This window comes from Citrobacter farmeri, from assembly GCF_019048065.1.
Classification (GTDB): Bacteria; Pseudomonadota; Gammaproteobacteria; order Enterobacterales; family Enterobacteriaceae; genus Citrobacter_A; species Citrobacter_A farmeri.
In genome coordinates, this window is sequence record NZ_CP077291.1 from 2,292,717 (window position 1) to 2,310,534 (window position 17,818).

The 17,818-nt window shown below is 54.1% G+C and carries 13 protein-coding genes; 4 read left to right on the forward strand and 9 right to left on the reverse strand.

The features are described from left to right. Positions 1–304: 304 nt before the first annotated feature. Entirely contained in the window at positions 305–1,309 is a 1,005-nt protein-coding gene (locus tag I6L53_RS10795; RefSeq protein ID WP_042318971.1) for a LacI family DNA-binding transcriptional regulator, read from the forward strand. 65 nt (positions 1,310–1,374) lie between these two features. Then, a complete protein-coding gene (gene pptA / locus I6L53_RS10800; protein ID WP_042318972.1) occupies positions 1,375–1,602 on the forward strand; it encodes a tautomerase PptA in 228 nt (75 codons plus the stop codon). Between the two features lie 40 nt (positions 1,603–1,642). Here the strand turns inward: pptA and I6L53_RS10805 are convergent, their stop codons facing one another. Further along, the gene (locus I6L53_RS10805; RefSeq protein ID WP_042318973.1) at positions 1,643–3,619 is read right to left on the reverse strand and encodes an alkyl/aryl-sulfatase; all 1,977 of its coding nucleotides are present in this window, start codon (positions 3,617–3,619) and stop codon (positions 1,643–1,645) included. 169 nt (positions 3,620–3,788) lie between these two features. Further along, positions 3,789–4,151, reverse strand: a complete 363-nt coding sequence (locus I6L53_RS10810) for a TIR domain-containing protein (protein ID WP_042318975.1) — start codon at positions 4,149–4,151, stop codon at positions 3,789–3,791. A 149-nt stretch (positions 4,152–4,300) separates the two neighbouring features. On the opposite strand from I6L53_RS10810, the gene I6L53_RS10815 reads away from it, so the two are divergent. Then, complete coding sequence (locus tag I6L53_RS10815) at positions 4,301–5,056, forward strand: DeoR/GlpR family DNA-binding transcription regulator (RefSeq protein ID WP_042318977.1); 756 nt, start codon at positions 4,301–4,303, stop codon at positions 5,054–5,056. Here I6L53_RS10815 and I6L53_RS10820 read toward each other — a convergent pair whose 3' ends face one another. Next, positions 5,057–5,626 (reverse strand): flavin reductase family protein, encoded by a 570-nt coding sequence (locus tag I6L53_RS10820; RefSeq protein ID WP_042318979.1) that lies wholly within the window; start codon positions 5,624–5,626, stop codon positions 5,057–5,059. A gap of 137 nt (positions 5,627–5,763) precedes the next feature. Here I6L53_RS10820 and nhoA point away from each other — a divergent pair, with 137 nt between their 5' ends. Further along, positions 5,764–6,609, forward strand: a complete 846-nt coding sequence (gene nhoA / locus I6L53_RS10825; protein WP_042318981.1) for an N-hydroxyarylamine O-acetyltransferase — start codon at positions 5,764–5,766, stop codon at positions 6,607–6,609. Between the two features lie 41 nt (positions 6,610–6,650). On the opposite strand, the gene I6L53_RS10830 is transcribed toward nhoA, so the two are convergent. The 6 genes from I6L53_RS10830 to I6L53_RS10855 all read right to left on the reverse strand — a co-directional run bounded on the left by I6L53_RS10830 (position 6,651) and on the right by I6L53_RS10855 (position 17,728). Next, complete coding sequence (locus tag I6L53_RS10830; protein WP_052425377.1) at positions 6,651–9,599, reverse strand: autotransporter outer membrane beta-barrel domain-containing protein; 2,949 nt, start codon at positions 9,597–9,599, stop codon at positions 6,651–6,653. 453 nt (positions 9,600–10,052) lie between these two features. Beyond that, complete coding sequence (locus I6L53_RS10835; RefSeq protein WP_042318983.1) at positions 10,053–10,946, reverse strand: PhzF family isomerase; 894 nt, start codon at positions 10,944–10,946, stop codon at positions 10,053–10,055. Positions 10,947–11,074: 128 nt separating this feature from the next. After that, entirely contained in the window at positions 11,075–11,755 is a 681-nt protein-coding gene (narI, locus tag I6L53_RS10840) for a respiratory nitrate reductase subunit gamma (RefSeq protein ID WP_042318984.1), read from the reverse strand. Beyond that, positions 11,752–12,447 (reverse strand): nitrate reductase molybdenum cofactor assembly chaperone, encoded by a 696-nt coding sequence (gene narW / locus I6L53_RS10845; RefSeq protein ID WP_042318986.1) that lies wholly within the window; start codon positions 12,445–12,447, stop codon positions 11,752–11,754. Before narW ends, narI begins: the two co-directional genes overlap by 4 nt. Beyond that, complete coding sequence (gene narH / locus I6L53_RS10850; protein ID WP_042318987.1) at positions 12,447–13,991, reverse strand: nitrate reductase subunit beta; 1,545 nt, start codon at positions 13,989–13,991, stop codon at positions 12,447–12,449. The genes narW and narH overlap by 1 nt, the downstream gene beginning before the upstream one ends. Continuing rightward, positions 13,988–17,728 (reverse strand): nitrate reductase subunit alpha, encoded by a 3,741-nt coding sequence (locus I6L53_RS10855; protein ID WP_042318989.1) that lies wholly within the window; start codon positions 17,726–17,728, stop codon positions 13,988–13,990. The genes narH and I6L53_RS10855 overlap by 4 nt, the downstream gene beginning before the upstream one ends. Between the last annotated feature and the right edge of the window lie 90 nt (positions 17,729–17,818).

Here is a 17,818-nt window from a genome sequence, read left to right on the forward strand (position 1 = left end):
TTGATGTAAAATGATTGCGCTAACATTTCTATTCTTATGGCAGAAATTAATCCAGAGAGTTGATGCTGAATTGAACAATCGATCACATATGGCGAATAAAAAAGGGAAATTCCTGTAGCGCTGGTCACGATCCAAAACATTCTGGTAAAATGCACAACATTGAATGATGGCGCTAACATTTCATTATGCGAGGGGGAAAGTAAGCTGCTGTATTTGCGACGTTTCCTGGTCAGAAGCTGGCAATAGCCACACGCATGATGAATAATGCACAGATAAATCAGTGAATTTTGCAGGGGCATCCACAGTGAAGAGCACAAAACCACCTCGCGCGCCGACGCTGGAAGATGTTGCCCGCAGTGCTGGACTGTCGCCCATGACGGTGAGTCGGGCGCTAAATACGCCGCAGCTGGTGCGGCCTAAAACGGTCGAGAAAGTGATGCAGGCGGTGCGGACGACCGGCTATATTCCTAACGCGCTGGCGGGTGGACTTGCGTCACGGCGCAGTAAATTAATTGCCATTGTGGTGCCGCAGATCAATAACAATATGTTCGTCGATACGATCCAGTCGCTGAGCGATGAACTGGCAAGGCGTGGCTATCATATTCTCCTGTGCGTGGCGGGATATACCGAGCAGACGGAAGCGGAACTGGTGGCAACACTGCTTTCCCGGCGTCCCGACGGTGTCGTATTAACCGGCATCCACCACACCAGCGAACTGAAAAAAGTTATTCTGAATGCGGCCATTCCGGTGGTCGAAATCTGGGATCTCACACCAACCCCGCTCGATATGCTGGTCGGTTTCTCCCATGAAAAAGTCGGGCAGGCCACCGGAGAGTATTTAGTGAGTAAAGGGTATCGTCGTCCCGGTTTGCTGTGGACGGCCGATCGCCGCGCCGGTCAGCGTAAGCAGGGGCTATGCAGCGTTCTGGCTCGTCATGATATTTATGATGTGCCGCAGGTCGATGTGCCGCTCCCGGCATCGCTGTCGCTGGGACGCAGCGGACTCACGCAACTCTTCAGCGAAGGGGCATTCGACGTGATTGTCTGCAGTTCCGACACGCTGGCGCAGGGCGCGATGATGGAAGCGGAAAGCCGTGGATTACGTATTCCGCAGGATTTAGCCGTCATCGGTTTTGGCGATCTCGATTTTGCCGCCAGTAATCGCCCGTCAATCACCACCGTCAGCGTTGACCGCCGTGCCATTGGCCAGCGTGCCGCCACGCTGTTGGCGAATCGCATCGAACAGACGACAGTGGAAGAGGCCATTATCGATATCGGTTTCCACCTTATTGAGCGTGAGTCCGCATAAACTGACCCTGGCGTACATACAACTGTGCTCGTTTTTAGCTTCACACTGATAATAAGGAACCTGTAATGCCACACGTTGATATCAAATGTTTTCCGCGCGACCTGAATGATGACCAAAAATCGGCGCTGGCCTCAGAAATTACTGAGGTGATCGTTCGTCATTTAAAAAGCAAGGAGCGCTCGGTGAGCGTGGCGCTGACCGAAGTTCCGGAGGAAGAGTGGCAGGGGGTGTGGGATACCGAGATTGCCCCGCAGATGGATGTGCTGATTAAAAAACCAGGCTACAGCATGTAATAAAACGCCCGGTCGGGAAGGCTGACCGGGCGACGTCGGATTATGGCGTGACGATATTGAACCAGAATTCAAATTTATCCATATAGCCAAGCATTTCATTCAGTTTTTCTGCATTGCCGGTGATTTTTACGTCACCTTTATCTGTCGCTTCCTTCAGCGTTTCTTCTTTCAACACAATGCGGTTCAACGCATCGCGCGACAGGCTGATGGTGGCATCGGCATTGGCGTCTTCCACGTTCGCGGTGTGGTTCAGTACGCCGTTTTCCAGCTCGACTTTGTACTTACCGCCGTCGTCACCAAAATCGAAATTAAGAACCGCTTTGGCATCTGCCGCTTTTTGGCCGTTAATGTGGACGGCGAGGTAGTCGAAGAACATTTCCGGCGTCATGGCGCGCACGGTATCCCCGCTGGCGGTATTTGGCGTAGGCCCTTTCACCACACCGTTACGCAGTTCCTGCGCCCCGGTCAGGTAGAAGTTACGCCATGGGCCAGATTCCGCCTGATACCCCAGCTGTTCCAGCGCGTCCGCTTCCAGATTTCTCGCTGCCTGATTATTTGGATCGGCAAACACGACCTTGCTTACCACCTGTGCAACCCAGCGATAGTTGCCCTGATCGTAGTCCTGTTTCGCTTTCTGCAGAATGGCGTCGGCGCCGCCCATGTATTCCACAAATTTCTTCGCGCCTTCTTCCGGCGGCAGTTCGTCCAGGGTCGCCGGGTTGCCGTCAAACCAGCCGAGATACAGCACATAGGTTGCCTTCACGTCGTGGCTGACTGAACCATAGTAACCGCGGTTTGCCCAGGTGTTGGCGAGCGAGGGTGGCAAGGTAAAGTTTGCGGCGATTTCATCGCGGGTTAAGCCCTGGTTCGCCATTCGCAACGTCTGGTCGTTGATATAGCGATACAAATCTCGCTGGCTTTTCAGCAATTTGACCACATTGTCATTCCCCCAGGTCGGCCAGTGGTGCTGCGCAAGGATAATTTCGGCCTTATCGCCCCACAGGGTAAGCGCTTCATTAATGTATTTGGACCACGGGAGAGGCTGACGAATTTTGGCACCACGCAACGAATAGGTGTTGTGCAGGGTATGGGTGACGTCCTCTGCGGTTTCGATAATTTTCTTCTCTTCGATATACCACAGCATTTCGGATGGGGCTTCAGAACCCGGCGCCATCAGGAAATCATAGGTCAGTCCGTCAATGACCTCTTTTTGCCCGGTTTTGGTAATGTAATTGGTTGGCGCGATCAGCGTCACCGTACCGGCGGAGGTGGTGGTTCCCAGACCTGCGCCAACCTGACCTTTAACATCCGGTTTCAGCAGGTTGCCGTACATGTAGCTGGCGCGGCGACTCATCACGTTCCCGGCCATGATATTTTCTGATACCGCTTCTTCCATGAATCCGGCAGGGGCGTAGATTTTCACCTTACCTGCTTTTACATCGGCTTCATCGACCACGCCGCGCACGCCGCCGTAGTGGTCAACGTGGCTATGGGTATAAATCACCGCGACGACCGGTTTTTTGCTCCGATTTTTAAAGTACAACTCCATACCCACTTTTGCCGTTTCCGCAGAAACCAGCGGATCGACAACAGTAATCCCGTCTTTACCTTCGATAATTGTCATATTCGACAGGTCAAGATTACGGATCTGATAAACGCCTTCCGTCACCTCAAACAGGCCGCTGATATTAATTAACTGTGCCTGACGCCAGAGGCTGGGGTTTACTGAATCGGGAGACTTATCACCTTCTTTAATGAACGCATATTGCTGAGGATTCCAGATAACATTGCCTTGTTCGCCCTTAATGACTTCCTGGGGAATAGGGGCAATAAAGCCTTTGTGGGCATCGGTAAAGTCGGTGTTATCGGAGAAGGGCAATTGATTATAAAGTGCATTGTTCGCCTGTTGAGTGGCGGCAGTAGCCTCTTTGGGTGCTTCAGCAGCAATAAGCGGGAGAGAACAAGACGTTAACAACCCGGCAAGGAGTAAACGCCTGGCGATGGGATTGAGTTGCATCGTAAAACCTCACTTATCGAAATGGAGGACATTTTTATGTGGAAATGCAGGTATCTGTACTTTCGGCGTGGAAATTTGAGGTAATGCAACATTAACTATAGCCAGCTTCTGATAGACAGCAATGGATGTGCAGATATTCTCAGGAGCTTGATATCTGCACGATTTATCATCAGTTTTGTGGAATGTCGTCGACAGAGGTATAGATTGTCAGACCATACTGACGGGCGACCTCAATATCCATATCGGCACCTTTAGATGCCCCGGCTATCCGGTAAATCGCGTCACAACGGGTAATGAGTCGGTGGGCGACCGGGTAGAGCATCGCTTCGCTGATCTCGTCATCTAAAGATGTGGAACCCGCCGCTTTTGCCAGCGGCAAAGCGAGCCATTCGCCAATCAGAGGAATATGTCCGCGCTGGTATACAGCAAGCGCTGCCGCTTCGAGACGCTGAAGATTAGCGTCGAGCAGTGCCTGTTTCCCGTCTGTGCCGCTGCGATAAGGGCCGGCGATTAAAATCAATTGTGCTGTCATTATGTCCTCGCTACGTGTTTACACAGGGCAGAAATGCGTATTTCTGCACGTTTTTATTGCCTGTCAGGCCATGTGTTTGTAGAGTAAGTATCATAAACAGCAATTTCGTGCATGATCAAGATATATCGTGCAAAAGCAGGAAGAGACCTATGCTTACCGATCAGCGTAAAAAAATGATCCTTGAACTGCTGGCCGCCGAGGGCCAGGTGTTGTCGAAGGCGCTCAGCAACCGGTTTGCGGTTTCTGAAGACACCATCCGCCGCGATTTACGTGAGCTTGCTGCCGAAGGATTTCTACAGCGCGTACATGGCGGGGCGCTGCCATCGTCTTCGGCGGTAGCGCCGTTTATCGAACGAAAGTCATTGAAAACGGACGCAAAAAAGCGCGTGGCGCAAAAAGGGGCAACGTTGATTTCTTCCGGTCAGGTGGTAATTATTGACGGCGGAACGACAACATCAGAGCTGATCGCCTGTCTGCCGGATGATTTAAACATCACTGTGGTGACTCACAGTCCGGGCATCGCATTGGGTCTGGTCAATCATCCGCTTATTGAGATCATTCTCATCGGTGGGCGTGTCTATAAACACTCGATTGTCACGGTTGGCGCAGCGACGATAGAGGGAATGCGTAACATCCAGGCCGATCTCTTTTTCATGGGCGTGACGGGAATACACCCGGAAGCGGGATTAACCACGGGAGATTACGAAGAAGCGTGCATCAAACGTGCATTTTCCGGCAGAGCGGCGGAAACCATTGTTCTGGCTTCGCCGGAGAAAATCAGCACCGCGTCTCCCTTCGCCATTGGCGACGTGTCGCTGATTAATACGGTCGTCGTGGAGGAGAACACCGACGAGAGTTGGGTTCGCGCTATGAACGCGAAAGGGATCACGGTGGTGAAGGCGTAGCTAACCCGCCGACACCCGTTTGCCGCTGGTGACGAACGTTCCTGCGCCAAGATGATGCAGGGTATTGAGCTTATCGTCATCGAACTGCCAGCGGCCTTCGACAAACACACGTTCATCCGCGGCGGCAGAAACCACTTCGCCGAATAAGGTGTCGTATTTTTCCTGCGCGGCGGTGGCGGGGAGGAGACGACACTCCATCCATGCCAGGCATTTTTCTTCGACTACCGGCAGTCCCAACACCGGTCCTTTTATTACCGGGATGCCGTAACAGTTAAATTTGTCTTCATCTCGCCCGGAAACACTGCCGACAGCGTAAGTCCAGTTGGTCGCGGCGACGCCGGGAATGACAATACCGAACAGGCCGCTGCGCTCAATTAACTCCCGCGACCAGGCCGTTTTATCGACCACAATGGCGAGACGGGGCGGTTCAAACTCGACGGGCATAGACCACGCGGCGGCCATGATGTTGCGCCTGTTGCTGACCTCATCGCGGCTGGTGACAAGCACCGTAGGGCCATGATTGAGCAGGCGACTGGCGTGGCGTAATTCAACAGGACGGAATCGACTCACGGGATTGTCTCGCAAAGGTTTTTTCTGAGTATTAATGAAAATCGACGTTGTGCCAACCCGCTAATAACATCCGTCTCATGCTTTGAGCGCATCGTTTATACTCGGATAACGATTTAAGACCCACGACAGGAAACCTGATGACTCCCATCCTGAATGCTTATTTTGCTCGTCTGAACTGGTCAGGGCGTGCCGACGTTAATATTGAGACGCTTCGGGCGCTGCATTTGCAGCATAACTGTACAATCCCGTTTGAGAATCTCGACGTGCTGTTACCACGAGAAATGCACCTTGACGATCGATCGCTGGAAGAGAAACTCATTACCGCACGTCGCGGCGGTTATTGTTTTGAGCAAAATGGCGTGTTTGAGCGTGTCCTACGCGAACTGGGCTTTACCGTACGCAGCCTGCTGGGACGCGTGGTACTGGCAAATCCGCCGAGTTTACCCCCGCGGACTCACCGTCTGCTGCTAGTTGAGCTGGATGGCGAATCGTGGATCGCCGATGTGGGGTTTGGCGGTCAGACGCTCACTGCGCCCATTCGTCTGCAAGCGGACATCATTCAGAAGACGCCGCACGGTGAATACCGTTTACAGCAGGAGGGGGACGACTGGATCCTGCAGTTCTGTCATCATGAGCACTGGCAGTCCATGTACCGCTTCGATCGGGTGATGCAGCAGCAAAGTGACCATGTGATGGGCAACTTCTGGTCTGCACACTGGCCGCAGTCGCATTTTCGCCATCATCTGCTGATGTGTCGTCATTTGCCGGACGGTGGAAAATTAACCCTCACCAATTTTCACTTCACGCATTACGAAAATGACAGGGCGGTAGAACAGCGCAATTTGCCGGATGTCGCCTCGCTGTATGCTCTGCTACAGGAACGTTTTGGCCTTGGGGTGACGGACGCGAAGCATGGTTTTACGGAAACTGAGCTGGCGAGGGTGATGGCGGCGTTTGATACCCATCCAGAAGCCGGAAAATAAAGAAAACCCGGCAGGCGCATGCGCTTACCGGGTGTTTTTCATCAGAACGAGGCTTTAATCCCGATCATCGCTGACGTATCGCTATAGCCTTTGTCGCCAGCCTGCTGAGCGACGTTACCCCACAGGGCGACATGCTTCGTCAACTGACCTTCGACACCGGCTTTCAGTTCGCCGATATTGCGGGCCCCCTCCAGATTCACGTTTTCACTATTCATTGAGACGCCAAAGTCTTTGCTGTTATGGATCCAGTTGGCTTCCACAAACGGCTGGAAAGTACGGTGCTTATCATTGTCCCGTTGGTTATGTCCCTTGCCGAACAGACGGACGCCGACACGGGTCTGAATGTTGCCATCGCCGTTGCCTTCCACGCGGGTACCGTTCACTTCTTTGTGCTCATCCGCCTTCACGCCCATCCAGGTGACCTGTGCTTTAGGCTGGATATACAGTGAGTTACGTTCGCTTAACGTCGCCAGTTTCCAGGTATAGCCGGATTCGACAGAGGCGGTGAAGCCGCGGGAATCATACTCTTCTGACTCAACGTCACGACCAGAAACGGTGTTATCAAACCAGCTGTACTGCGCCCAGGTGTCAACGTATGCCCCTTCGTGGGTTTCGTTGTCCTGCAGCCAGGTGCCGTACAGACCAGCGCTGTAACCACTGATGCGACTGTCAGCGCGGTTACCGTTACGCTGGTTTTCCGCACGGCTCTTCTGGTTGGCGTAGCCGGCCATCAGGCCCAGATGGAAGCGATCGGTGTTGCCTGAAGTCCACTGTGCAATATCGCCGCCCAGCTGCATAACATAGCGGTTGCTCTGCATCGCCAGTTGGTCGCTGCTGTCTTTCTGACGGGTATGACCGCCAACGTTACGCAGCCACAGGCTGGTGACGGCTTCCTCGCCGGTGAGTGCATCCACGTAATGCGTTTCACCCAGACGATCCTGTAAACGGGTGTTAAACAGCGTATTCGCTGCCTGCAGGTTCATACCGTACAGACCGGCTTCCGGACGTACCGCGTGTTCACGCGGCGTCGGGGATGGCGACTGCGGATCGGTAGGATCACCAGGCGAGGCAGGATCCACCGGAGTGGCCGGAGACAGGGCGCTGCTCAGATACCAGTTCTTGTTGTTCTCACCTACGCCGCGTTGCAGAGTGTAGTCATACGCACCGGCCACGATACGACCATTTTGTCTGAACACGCCGTCAGAATTGCCGGCGACGCTAATCAGTTCTATACCCTCAGTCGTCAGGCCGCCCGCGCCACCGGCGTTGAGCACTTTTACGTTCGTGGTACCCGAAGTGTTGCCGGTAACGATCATCCGATCGGTCGGCGACGCGTCATCGCCCAGTTGGGTGTTCATCACGATGTTACCGTTCGCACCGGTATAATCGCCGTTCACCGTCAGGGTTTTGAAGCTTGTGGCCTCACGGGTCTGTCTGAGACGCTTCGCTCCGCCCGGCATGAAGGTCAGCGTGGAGTCATCCAGCGTCAGGTGAGTGAGCTGAGAACTTTTGGTCATATTCCAGGCCGAGCCCTCCGCCAGCGACAGGTTATTCACCGCGTCGTCGCTGGTTACCGTTCCGCCAACAATGCGCGACTGGTTGATTGCGCTGATGTCAACCACGGCGGCATCCCGGGCTTCGATTGTCCCGACCACCTGGACTTTTTGCGGGGTAATCGTCACGCGGGAGTCTGCATTTTCAGCCAGAATAGCGGTGGCATCCGGGTCGTTGTAGTTCACCCCCATCTGTACCTCGCCGTTCAGCGTGATTTCGCCGCCTTTGTCCGCATGGACATAGCTCCAGCTACCGCTGCGGGTGGTATCGACGACATCGATGTTCAGACGACCATTAATGTCGATTTTACCCGCTGTCAGCGCATCGTCTTTACTGGCCAGAATACCGGTGCCGGTTGTCTGTTGGTGTCCCTGGGTGTCCAGAGTGATGTTCAGGTCGTTACCGGTATATTGCGTGGACCCCATTGAGTCAACGCCATCAAGAACCGTCCCATCTGCACCGGATTTGAGCAGCAGGGTCGTCGTACCGTGGGTGGTGATAGACGAATCCAAATCGATACCGGAAAGGCCATCAGAAAGCCAGATCGCGGACGCGACGGCCCCAACGGCATTGGCAGTGACATCGACATAGGTATCGCCAAACGCTTCGATATAACCGGCGTTAGCATTAATACCATCCGCAAAATCATTGGCAACAGATTTAACGGTGGCATTTTGATACTGAATACGTGAGCGGTTAGCTGCGTTTTTCGATTCTGAAACAATCCCAACGGAGTACTCTGTACTCTTGTTATTCACAATAAGATTTTCAGCGTCGATGAAAGTCCCTTCCTTCGCATAAACGCCAAAAACATGTCCATTCGTCCCGGTTACCGTTGCATTCACCGTGGTGTCACCGGTTAAGGTAATAACGCCATTGTTTTTATCAGAATAGATACCTGAGATAGTCTTACCGTTGCGCTGGTGGCTGACGTTTATGGTTAAATCATCAGCAATAAGCGTGCCTTTCTGTGCCCGATAAGCGTCACTTGTCCCCCCCATATCCATAATGCCGACGGCGAACAGAGATTGATAATCTTCATCAAGCGCCAGGTCCGGGCGTCCGTCGACCGTACCCGGAATAAAATCCCCGGTAATTTGATTTACCGTAGAGCCGGACCCTAAATTGATTGTCCCGCTATTGGCAACAAAAACAGTGCCAGACGCGAGTGAAAAATCGCCATCTTCAAACTCGCCCCAGGCGTTAACGATTGGCGTTCCGCCAGGGTTGGTAATCGTAATCCCCCCATTATTTGCCACGGAGATTGTGTTATTTTCCCCTGAGGTACTGACAATTTTATATGAACCGCCTTCAGTCAGGACACCGCTCCCGGTGATAATCCCTTCATCTTCATTATAGATTTTTGCATAAGCGTTATTTGTCATTAACAGACTACCGATCAATAACGCCATTGTCGTTAATTTAAATTCTTTCATATTTATATTCGCATTTTTAATAGACAAATACAGCATGCAATATATTATATTGCACAGTACTGCGTTTTACGTTTTCAGTCAGAACGAGATTCGCTTGATGTTTGCTATATCTGGTGAATCCTTTTCTGCGGTTCACATCATGTGATGATGACTTATTTTCCATGCGACCTAAGAAATAACAAATGAATTGATCTTACGTAACTAAATAAATCGATTATCGATAATGTGAAATAAGAGATTGCAGATGAAGTGATTTTGATTTTTGAATTAAATCTGGTTGATATAAGAAGGGGGGGTAATAGTCTACTCTTCTGATTTTTAAAGTCTTTTATTTCTTAAGTTCAATTTAAGATCATTTAAGGTTAATTAAGGTGACTTGCTGGGGATTAAAATAGTCAACTTTGGAAAGGAAAATAAAGCAGCCCGGTAAGGAGAATCTTTACCGGGTTGCTTTCAAAAATCTATCGCCCATGGTGCGTGAAACAGGATCACCGCATTGCCGGATATCGTGACTTTCACCGGTTGGTTATCCTTAATCGTTACGTCAATATCAACAGTGCCTTCGCGGCCTAATGCCCGTCCCTGATGGCCTTTCACCTGGAGCAATTTCCCGTCATGGGGTAATAAATGGTGATGTACCAGCCAGGCACCCATTGGGCCGTTAGCATTGCCCGTCACCGGATCTTCCACAATACCGATTGCCGGAGAGAACATGCGTCCGTCGGTTTCATTTTTGCCCGGGCGGATCTGAAAAGGAAAAAAGCCATTGCAGCCAATCTGCTGACTGATAGCGCAAAGTGCAGAAAGGTCGGGCGTGAGGGCGTCGATATTCACTTCAGGCTTCAACGGGATCATCACTTTCGAATGGCCGGTCGAGGCAACCTGAATCGGCAGGCCTGGTAGGACTGCGTCTTCACTCAGGTGCAGTGCGCGAAGAATGGCGGCGCGGATGTCGCCTTCGAGTGGCGCGTCGAAGGAGGGGGCACCTTGTTCCAGCGAGATACGATAATCGTCGTTATCATGGCGGATCTCTACCCGGTGACGTCCGGCCAGCGAGGTTTGCCACACTGTGGCATTGCCCAGTCCCAGCACCGTGGAACGGACATAATGCGCCGCAACGGTGGCATGTCCGCAGATGGGTACTTCGACCGTGGGAGTAAAGTAGCGAATGCGAACATCGCTGTCGTCGCTTTGTAGCAGGAATGCGGTTTCGGAGTGGCGCAGTTCGCGGGCAATCAGTTGCATCTGCGCATCGCTGAGTCCGTCAGCATGCAGGACAACACCGGCAGAGTTGCCGCGAAAAGGGGTTCTGGTGAAGGCATCTACATGGTAAACCTGTGGTTTCATTAGCATTCTCCCTGAGTTGGAGAAGCATCATAACGTGCAGAGTGTGGGATGGCGATGCCTCAAACATGAACACGCTATTCGGCTGGAACGAACAGTCGCCCGGCAGATTACGCCACCGGGCCGAACCGTTATCGCCGGGAACGAACGATCTGATAGCGACGACTGAAGTACTCAAACGGCGCGCTCCAGACGTGAACCAGACGGGTGAACGGAAAGAGCAGGAAGATGGTCATTCCTAACACCAGATGTACGCGGAAGATAAACGCCACGCCGTCCAGGTGGGCAGAAGCTCCGCCACGGAAGGTGACGACGGACTGCGCCCATTCCACCAGCTTCAGCATTTCACTACCGTCCGGGTGCTGCGCGGAGAACGGTATCGTGCTTAAGCCCAGAATGCACTGAATCAGCAGAATGCAGAGGATCAGAATATCCGCCGTGGACGAGGTGGCCCGGATGCGGGAGTTGGTCAGACGACGCACCAGCAGCCCCGCGCCGCCGACCAGCGTCAGCACGCCGCAAATCCCGCCCGCAATCATCGCCATCTGTTGTTTCACCGCAATGGGCAGGAACCAGGCGTACATCCAGTGTGGGGTTAACATCCCGAACAGGTGGCCAAAGAAGATCCCCAGAATGCCGATGTGGAAGAGATTCGACCACAGGACCATCCCGCGCTTGTCCAGCATCTGACTGGAAGACGCGCGCCAGGTGTACTGCCCGTAGTCATAGCGTAACCAACTGCCAAGGATGAAAACCGTCCCGCACAGATAGGGGTAGATGTCGTAAAAAAAGACGTTCAGGAACTGTATCATTTCGGGCCTCCCGCGCTGACGTCAACATACTGCGGTGCGACGTCCTGGCTAAAGCGTCGTTGATATTGCTGTAATGGCGAACTGTCACAGGCCGTGGCGTTATCTTCGATAAATTTCACCTGTTCCTCTTCCCAGACGGCATCCAGCGCCTGACGGGTATCATCACGCGCTTCGGTGCCAACCTGTTTAGTGACACTGTCACTTGAAAGTGGGCTGCCAGACAGTAACAGCAGGGCATCGAACAGTTGATACCACGGCGCGTCCCGCTGCTTTAAACGTCCACCCAGCAGGGCGAGAATCGGCGCGACGTTCTGCAAGCCTTCGCGTGCTTCCGCTTCCGGCAGTACGCTCAGATATTCCAGATACAGCGGCAGATGGTCCGGCAGTTCGCGACAGTCGAGTTGTAATCCCACTTTTTCGTACTGCGCCAACAGATCCACCATCGCCTGACCGCGATCGCGGGACTCCGCGTGGACGTGCTCGAACAGCAGTAGCGAAGTGGCGCGTCCGCGGTCAAAGACTTCGCACCATTCGGCCTGTTTATCGAGCAGGGGCGCGCTGAGCAGCGTTTCGGTAAAGTCGGTGAGCATCGGCGCATCGTGACGTACCAGCGCCAGAGCGTCATCCTTACACGCCCACAGCCACTCATCCGGATACTCCATCAGCAGGCCAATCACCTTGAGGATTTGCATTATTCCCCCTCCGCTTTATCACGCACTTCGGTGATGTTGATGGCGTCAATACGACTACTGTTGAACAGGTTAAATTTGGTATCGGAACCGTGGCAGCCGTCGCCGAAGGAGAAGCCGCAACCGTTGCGTTCGGGGAAGGCGTCGCGCGCCATTTCGCGGTGGCTGGTCGGGATCACAAAGCGGTCTTCGTAGTTGGCAATCGCCAGGTAGCGATACATCTCTTCAATCTGTTCAACGCTTAAGCCCACTTCGTCAATCGCACGAGTATCGGTGACGCCTTCTACAGTTTGCGAACGCATATAGTGGCGCATTGCCATCATGCGCTTCAGCGCACGCAGCACCGGCGCGGTGTCGCCTGCGCTCAGCATATTGGCGAGGTATTGCACCGGAATGCGCAGGCTTTCGATCGCTGGCAGTACGCCGTCGCTTTTGGGCAGTCCGCCCGCATCGGCGTAGGACTGAATCGGCGACAGCGGCGGCACGTACCAGACCATTGGCAGCGTGCGGTATTCCGGATGCAGCGGCAGCGCCAGCTTCCAGTCCATCGCCATTTTGTAAACCGGCGATCGCTGCGCGGCATCGATAACGTTTTGCGGGATCCCCTGTTTCAGCGCTTCTTCTATCACCGCCGGGTCGTGCGGGTTAAGAAACACGTCGCACTGGCGCTCATAAAGATCCGTTTCATATTCGGTGCTGGCCGCTTCTTCAATGCGATCCGCATCGTAGAGCAGTACGCCGAGATAGCGGATACGCCCGACGCAGGTTTCCGAACAGACGGTCGGCTGACCGGACTCAATGCGCGGATAACAGAAAATGCATTTTTCGGATTTGCCGCTTTTCCAGTTGAAGTAGATTTTTTTGTACGGGCAGCCGCTGATGCACAAGCGCCAGCCGCGACATTTATCCTGATCGATCAGCACAATGCCGTCTTCTTCACGCTTGTAAATGGCACCGCTCGGGCAGGTGGCGACACAGCTTGGGTTCAGGCAGTGTTCGCACAGGCGCGGCAGATACATCATGAAGGTATTTTCAAACTGGCCGTACATCTCCTTCTGGATCTTGTCGAAGTTGCGGTCGCGGGCGCGTTTTTCAAATTCGCCGCCGAGCAACTCTTCCCAGTTCGGTCCCCAGATAATTTTATCCATCCGCTTGCCGTCAATCAGCGAACGGGGACGGGCAGTGGGCATATGCTTTCCTTCCGGCGCGCTGTGCAGATGCTGATAGTCGTAGGTGAACGGCTCATAGTAATCATCGATTTGCGGAATGACCGGGTTAGCGAAGATTTTAGTGATGACGCCCATTTTGCCGCCCAGGCGGGGTCTGATCTTGCCATTCACGTCGCGAACCCAACCGCCTTGCCACTCCTCCTGATCTTCCCAGTTTTTCGGATAGCCGATGCCGGGTTTTGTCTCGACGTTGTTAAACCACGCGTACTCCATTCCTTCACGCCCGGTCCAGACGTTTTTACAGGTGACGGAGCAGGTGTGGCAGCCAATGCATTTATCGAGGTTCAGTACCATGCCAACCTGTGAGCGTATCTTCATTTTTTCGCCTCCTGTACCTGATCCCGACCTTCATCGTCCAGCCAGTCAATGTTCTTCATTTTTCTAATCATGATGAATTCATCGCGGTTGGAGCCGACGGTACCGTAATAGTTAAAGCCGTAAGCAAGCTGCGCATAGCCGCCGATCATGTGCGTTGGTTTCGGACAGACGCGAGTGACGGAGTTGTGGATCCCGCCGCGCATGCCGGTCACTTCCGATCCGGGGATATTCATGATGCGTTCCTGCGCGTGGTACATCATGGTCATGCCGGGCGGCACGCGCTGGCTGACCACCGCGCGGGCGGTGAGGGCGCCGTTGGCGTTAAAAGCCTCGATCCAGTCGTTATCCTCAATACCGAGTTCTTTCGCATCCGTTTCACTGATCCAGACAATCGGCCCACCGCGTGACAGCGTCAGCATCAGCAGGTTTTCGCTGTAGGTGGAGTGAATGCCCCATTTCTGGTGCGGCGTCAGGAAGTTCAGCGCTTTCTCCGGGAAGCCGTTCGGCGGAATTTCACGCATCTCACTGACGCTGCGGGTGTCGATAGGCGGACGATAGGCCACCAGGCTTTCGCCAAACGCGCGCATCCACTGATGATCCTGATACAGTTGCTGACGACCGGAGAGCGTGCGCCACGGGATCAGCTCATGGACGTTGGTATAACCCGCGTTATAGGAGACATGCTCGCTTTCCAGACCTGACCACGTCGGGCTGGAGATGATTTTGCGCGGCTGCGCCTGGATATCGCGAAAACGAATCTTCTCGTCTTCTTTGTTGAGCGCCAGATGAGTATGTTCACGTCCGGTCATCGCACCGAGCGCTTCCCATGCCTTCACGGCGACCTGACCGTTGGTTTCCGGGGCAAGGGCGAGGATAACTTCCGACGCGTCCAGGGCGGTTTCGATCAGCGGTCGGCCTTTCGCCGGGCCTTCGCGCTTGGTGTAGTTAAGCTTGCCGAGGAAATCGACCTCCGTCCGGGTGTTCCACGAGATCCCTTTCCCGCCGTTACCCAACGTATCCATCAGCGGTCCGAGCGAGGTAAAACGCTCGTACGTCGCGGGATAGTCGCGCTCCACCACGGCGATGTTCGGCGCGGTTTTTCCGGGGATCAGATCGCATTCCCCTTTGCGCCAGTCCTGAATGTCAAACGGCTGCGAGAGTTCCGCCGGTGAATCGTGTTGTAACGGTTGCAGCACCACGTCGGTTTCTTGTCCCAGATGGCCGACACAGACCTCGGAAAAGACGTTGGCAATGCCTTTGTAAATTTCCCAGTCGCTTTTCGATTCCCACGCCGGATCCACCGCCGCCGACAGCGGATGAATAAACGGATGCATATCCGAGGTATTCATGTCGTCTTTTTCATACCAGGTGGCGGTGGGCAGAACAATATCGGAGAACAGACAGGTGCTCGACATACGGAAATCAAGCGTCACCAGCAGGTCGAGTTTTCCCTCTATCGCCGCAGACTGCCATTCCACCTCTTCCGGCTTAATGCCTTCGCGAGATCCCAGCGCTTCCCCCTGAATACCGCTCTCTGTACCAAGCAAATATTTGAGCATGTATTCATGGCCCTTGCCGGAAGAACCCAGCAGGTTAGAGCGCCAGACAAACAGGTTTCGCGGATGGTTCTTACCGCTGTCCGGCTGTTCGCAGGCAAAACGAATATCACCGGATTTCAATGCCGCAACGGTGTATTCCGCGGGCGATAAACCGGCTTTTTCGGCGCGGGCTTTGACAGTCAGCGGATTGAGATTGAGCTGTGGCGCAGAGGGCAGCCAGCCCATCCGTTCGGCGCGCACGTTGAAATCGATCAGATGACCGGTGAATTTTGAGGGATCCGCCAGCGGCGAAAGCAGCTCCTGAGCAGTCAGTTTTTCATAACGCCACTGGCTGGCATGGTTGTAGAAAAACGAGGTGCTGTTCATCTGGCGCGGCGGACGGTTCCAGTCCAGGGCAAAGGCCAGCGGCAGCCAGCCGGTTTGCGGGCGCAGTTTTTCCTGGCCAACATAGTGCGCCCAACCGCCGCCGCTCTGTCCGACACAACCGCAGAATACGAGGATGTTGATCATTCCCCGGTAGTTCATGTCCATGTGATACCAGTGGTTGACGCCGGCGCCGAGGATAATCATCGAGCGACCGTGGGTCTTATGCGCGGTATCGGCGAACTCACGGGCGATGGTTTCAATCTGAAAGCGCGGTACGCCGGTTATCTGTTCTGCCCATGCCGGGGTGTAGGCTTTCACCTCGGAATACGCAATCGCTGCGTATGCATCTTCAAGACCGCGATCGAGGCCGTAGTTCGCCAGCACCAGATCGTAGACGCTGACCACCGGGCATCGACTGCCATTGGCAAGCGTCAGTTGCTTCACCGGGAGCTGGCGCACCAGCACGGGTTCCTGCTTCACGCTGCGAAAATGCGGGTTTTCATTGCCGCCGAAATAGGGGAATGCGACGCCCAGCACCTCATCATGCTGACCGAGTAATGACAGCGACAGTTCGGTTTCTGAACCTGCTGCCAGTGTCTCAAGGTTCCATTTGCCTTTTTCGCCCCAGCGGAAACCGATCGAACCGTTAGGCACCACCAGTTCACCTGTGCCGTTGCAGGCGACCGTTTTCCACTCCGGGTTGTTACTTTCGCCCAGACCATCGACCAGATCCGAGGCGCGCATCATCCGTCCTGGCACGTAACTGCCGTCCTCGCGGACATCCAGCAATACCAGCATCGGCATATCGGTGTAGCGGCGGCAGTAGTTGAGGAAATAGTCGCTGGGGTTGTCGAGGTGGAACTCTTTTAAGATAACGTGTCCCATTGCCATCGCCAGCGCGCTGTCGGTGCCTTGTTTTGGCGCGAGCCATTGATCGCTTAGCTTGGCAACTTCGGAGAAGTCGGGGGTAATAGCAACGGTTTTAGTGCCTTTGTAGCGCACTTCGGTAAAGAAGTGGGCATCTGGCGTACGCGTTTGCGGTACGTTTGAGCCCCAGGCAATGATATAGCTGGAGTTGTACCAGTCGGCGGATTCGGGGACGTCGGTCTGTTCGCCCCAGGTCATGGGTGAGGCGGGCGGTAAGTCGCAGTACCAGTCGTAAAAACTCAGACAGGTGCCGCCGAGCAGGGAAAGATAGCGGGTACCGGCGGCGTAAGAAACCATCGACATCGCCGGGATGGGTGAGAAACCAGCAACGCGGTCCGGGCCATAGGTTTTGACGGTCCAGACGTTAGCGGCGGCAATGAGCTGGTTCAGCTCCTTCCAGTTGGAGCGGATAAACCCGCCGCGTCCGCGTACCTGCTTGTAGCTCTGGCACTTTTGCGGGTCGTTCATGATTGAATCCCACGCCAGCACCGGATCGGCATGGGCGGCCAGGGCATCACGCCACAGTTCGATCAGTCGTTTACGCACCAGCGGGTATTTCAGACGGTTGGCGCTGTACAGATACCAGGAGTAGCTGGCGCCGCGCGGACAGCCGCGCGGTTCATGGTTGGGCAGGTCCGGGCGCGTACGCGGATAGTCGGTCTGCTGGGTTTCCCAGGTTACCAGACCATTTTTAACGTAGATTTTCCAGCTACACGAGCCGGTACAATTCACCCCGTGGGTTGAACGGACAATCTTGTCAAATTGCCAGCGCTGGCGATAGCTGTCTTCCCAGTCCCGGTTGGTATGCATCACCTGACCGTGACCGTCAGCAAAGGTGTCACCCTTTTGTTTGAAGTAACGGAAGCGATCCAACAGTTTACTCATGGCATTTCTCCTGCTCCATAGGGGTCTGTAGGCCGGATAAGGCGCAAGCCGTCATCCGGCATTGCGTGATTGCCTGATGGCGACGCATGG

What these genes read in the sequence shown, in the direction of transcription:
- narW (WP_042318986.1), bottom strand. Translation starts at nt 12,447, where the DNA reads ATGCAAATCCTCAAGGTGATTGGCCTGCTGATGGAGTATCCGGATGAG.
- nhoA (WP_042318981.1), top strand. Translation starts at nt 5,764, where the DNA reads ATGACTCCCATCCTGAATGCTTATTTTGCTCGTCTGAACTGGTCAGGG.
- I6L53_RS10855 (WP_042318989.1), bottom strand. Translation starts at nt 17,728, where the DNA reads ATGAGTAAACTGTTGGATCGCTTCCGTTACTTCAAACAAAAGGGTGAC.
- I6L53_RS10810 (WP_042318975.1), bottom strand. Translation starts at nt 4,151, where the DNA reads ATGACAGCACAATTGATTTTAATCGCCGGCCCTTATCGCAGCGGCACA.
- narH (WP_042318987.1), bottom strand. Translation starts at nt 13,991, where the DNA reads ATGAAGATACGCTCACAGGTTGGCATGGTACTGAACCTCGATAAATGC.
- pptA (WP_042318972.1), top strand. Translation starts at nt 1,375, where the DNA reads ATGCCACACGTTGATATCAAATGTTTTCCGCGCGACCTGAATGATGAC.
- I6L53_RS10830 (WP_052425377.1), bottom strand. Translation starts at nt 9,599, where the DNA reads ATGAAAGAATTTAAATTAACGACAATGGCGTTATTGATCGGTAGTCTG.
- I6L53_RS10815 (WP_042318977.1), top strand. Translation starts at nt 4,301, where the DNA reads ATGCTTACCGATCAGCGTAAAAAAATGATCCTTGAACTGCTGGCCGCC.
- I6L53_RS10835 (WP_042318983.1), bottom strand. Translation starts at nt 10,946, where the DNA reads ATGAAACCACAGGTTTACCATGTAGATGCCTTCACCAGAACCCCTTTT.
- narI (WP_042318984.1), bottom strand. Translation starts at nt 11,755, where the DNA reads ATGATACAGTTCCTGAACGTCTTTTTTTACGACATCTACCCCTATCTG.
- I6L53_RS10805 (WP_042318973.1), bottom strand. Translation starts at nt 3,619, where the DNA reads ATGCAACTCAATCCCATCGCCAGGCGTTTACTCCTTGCCGGGTTGTTA.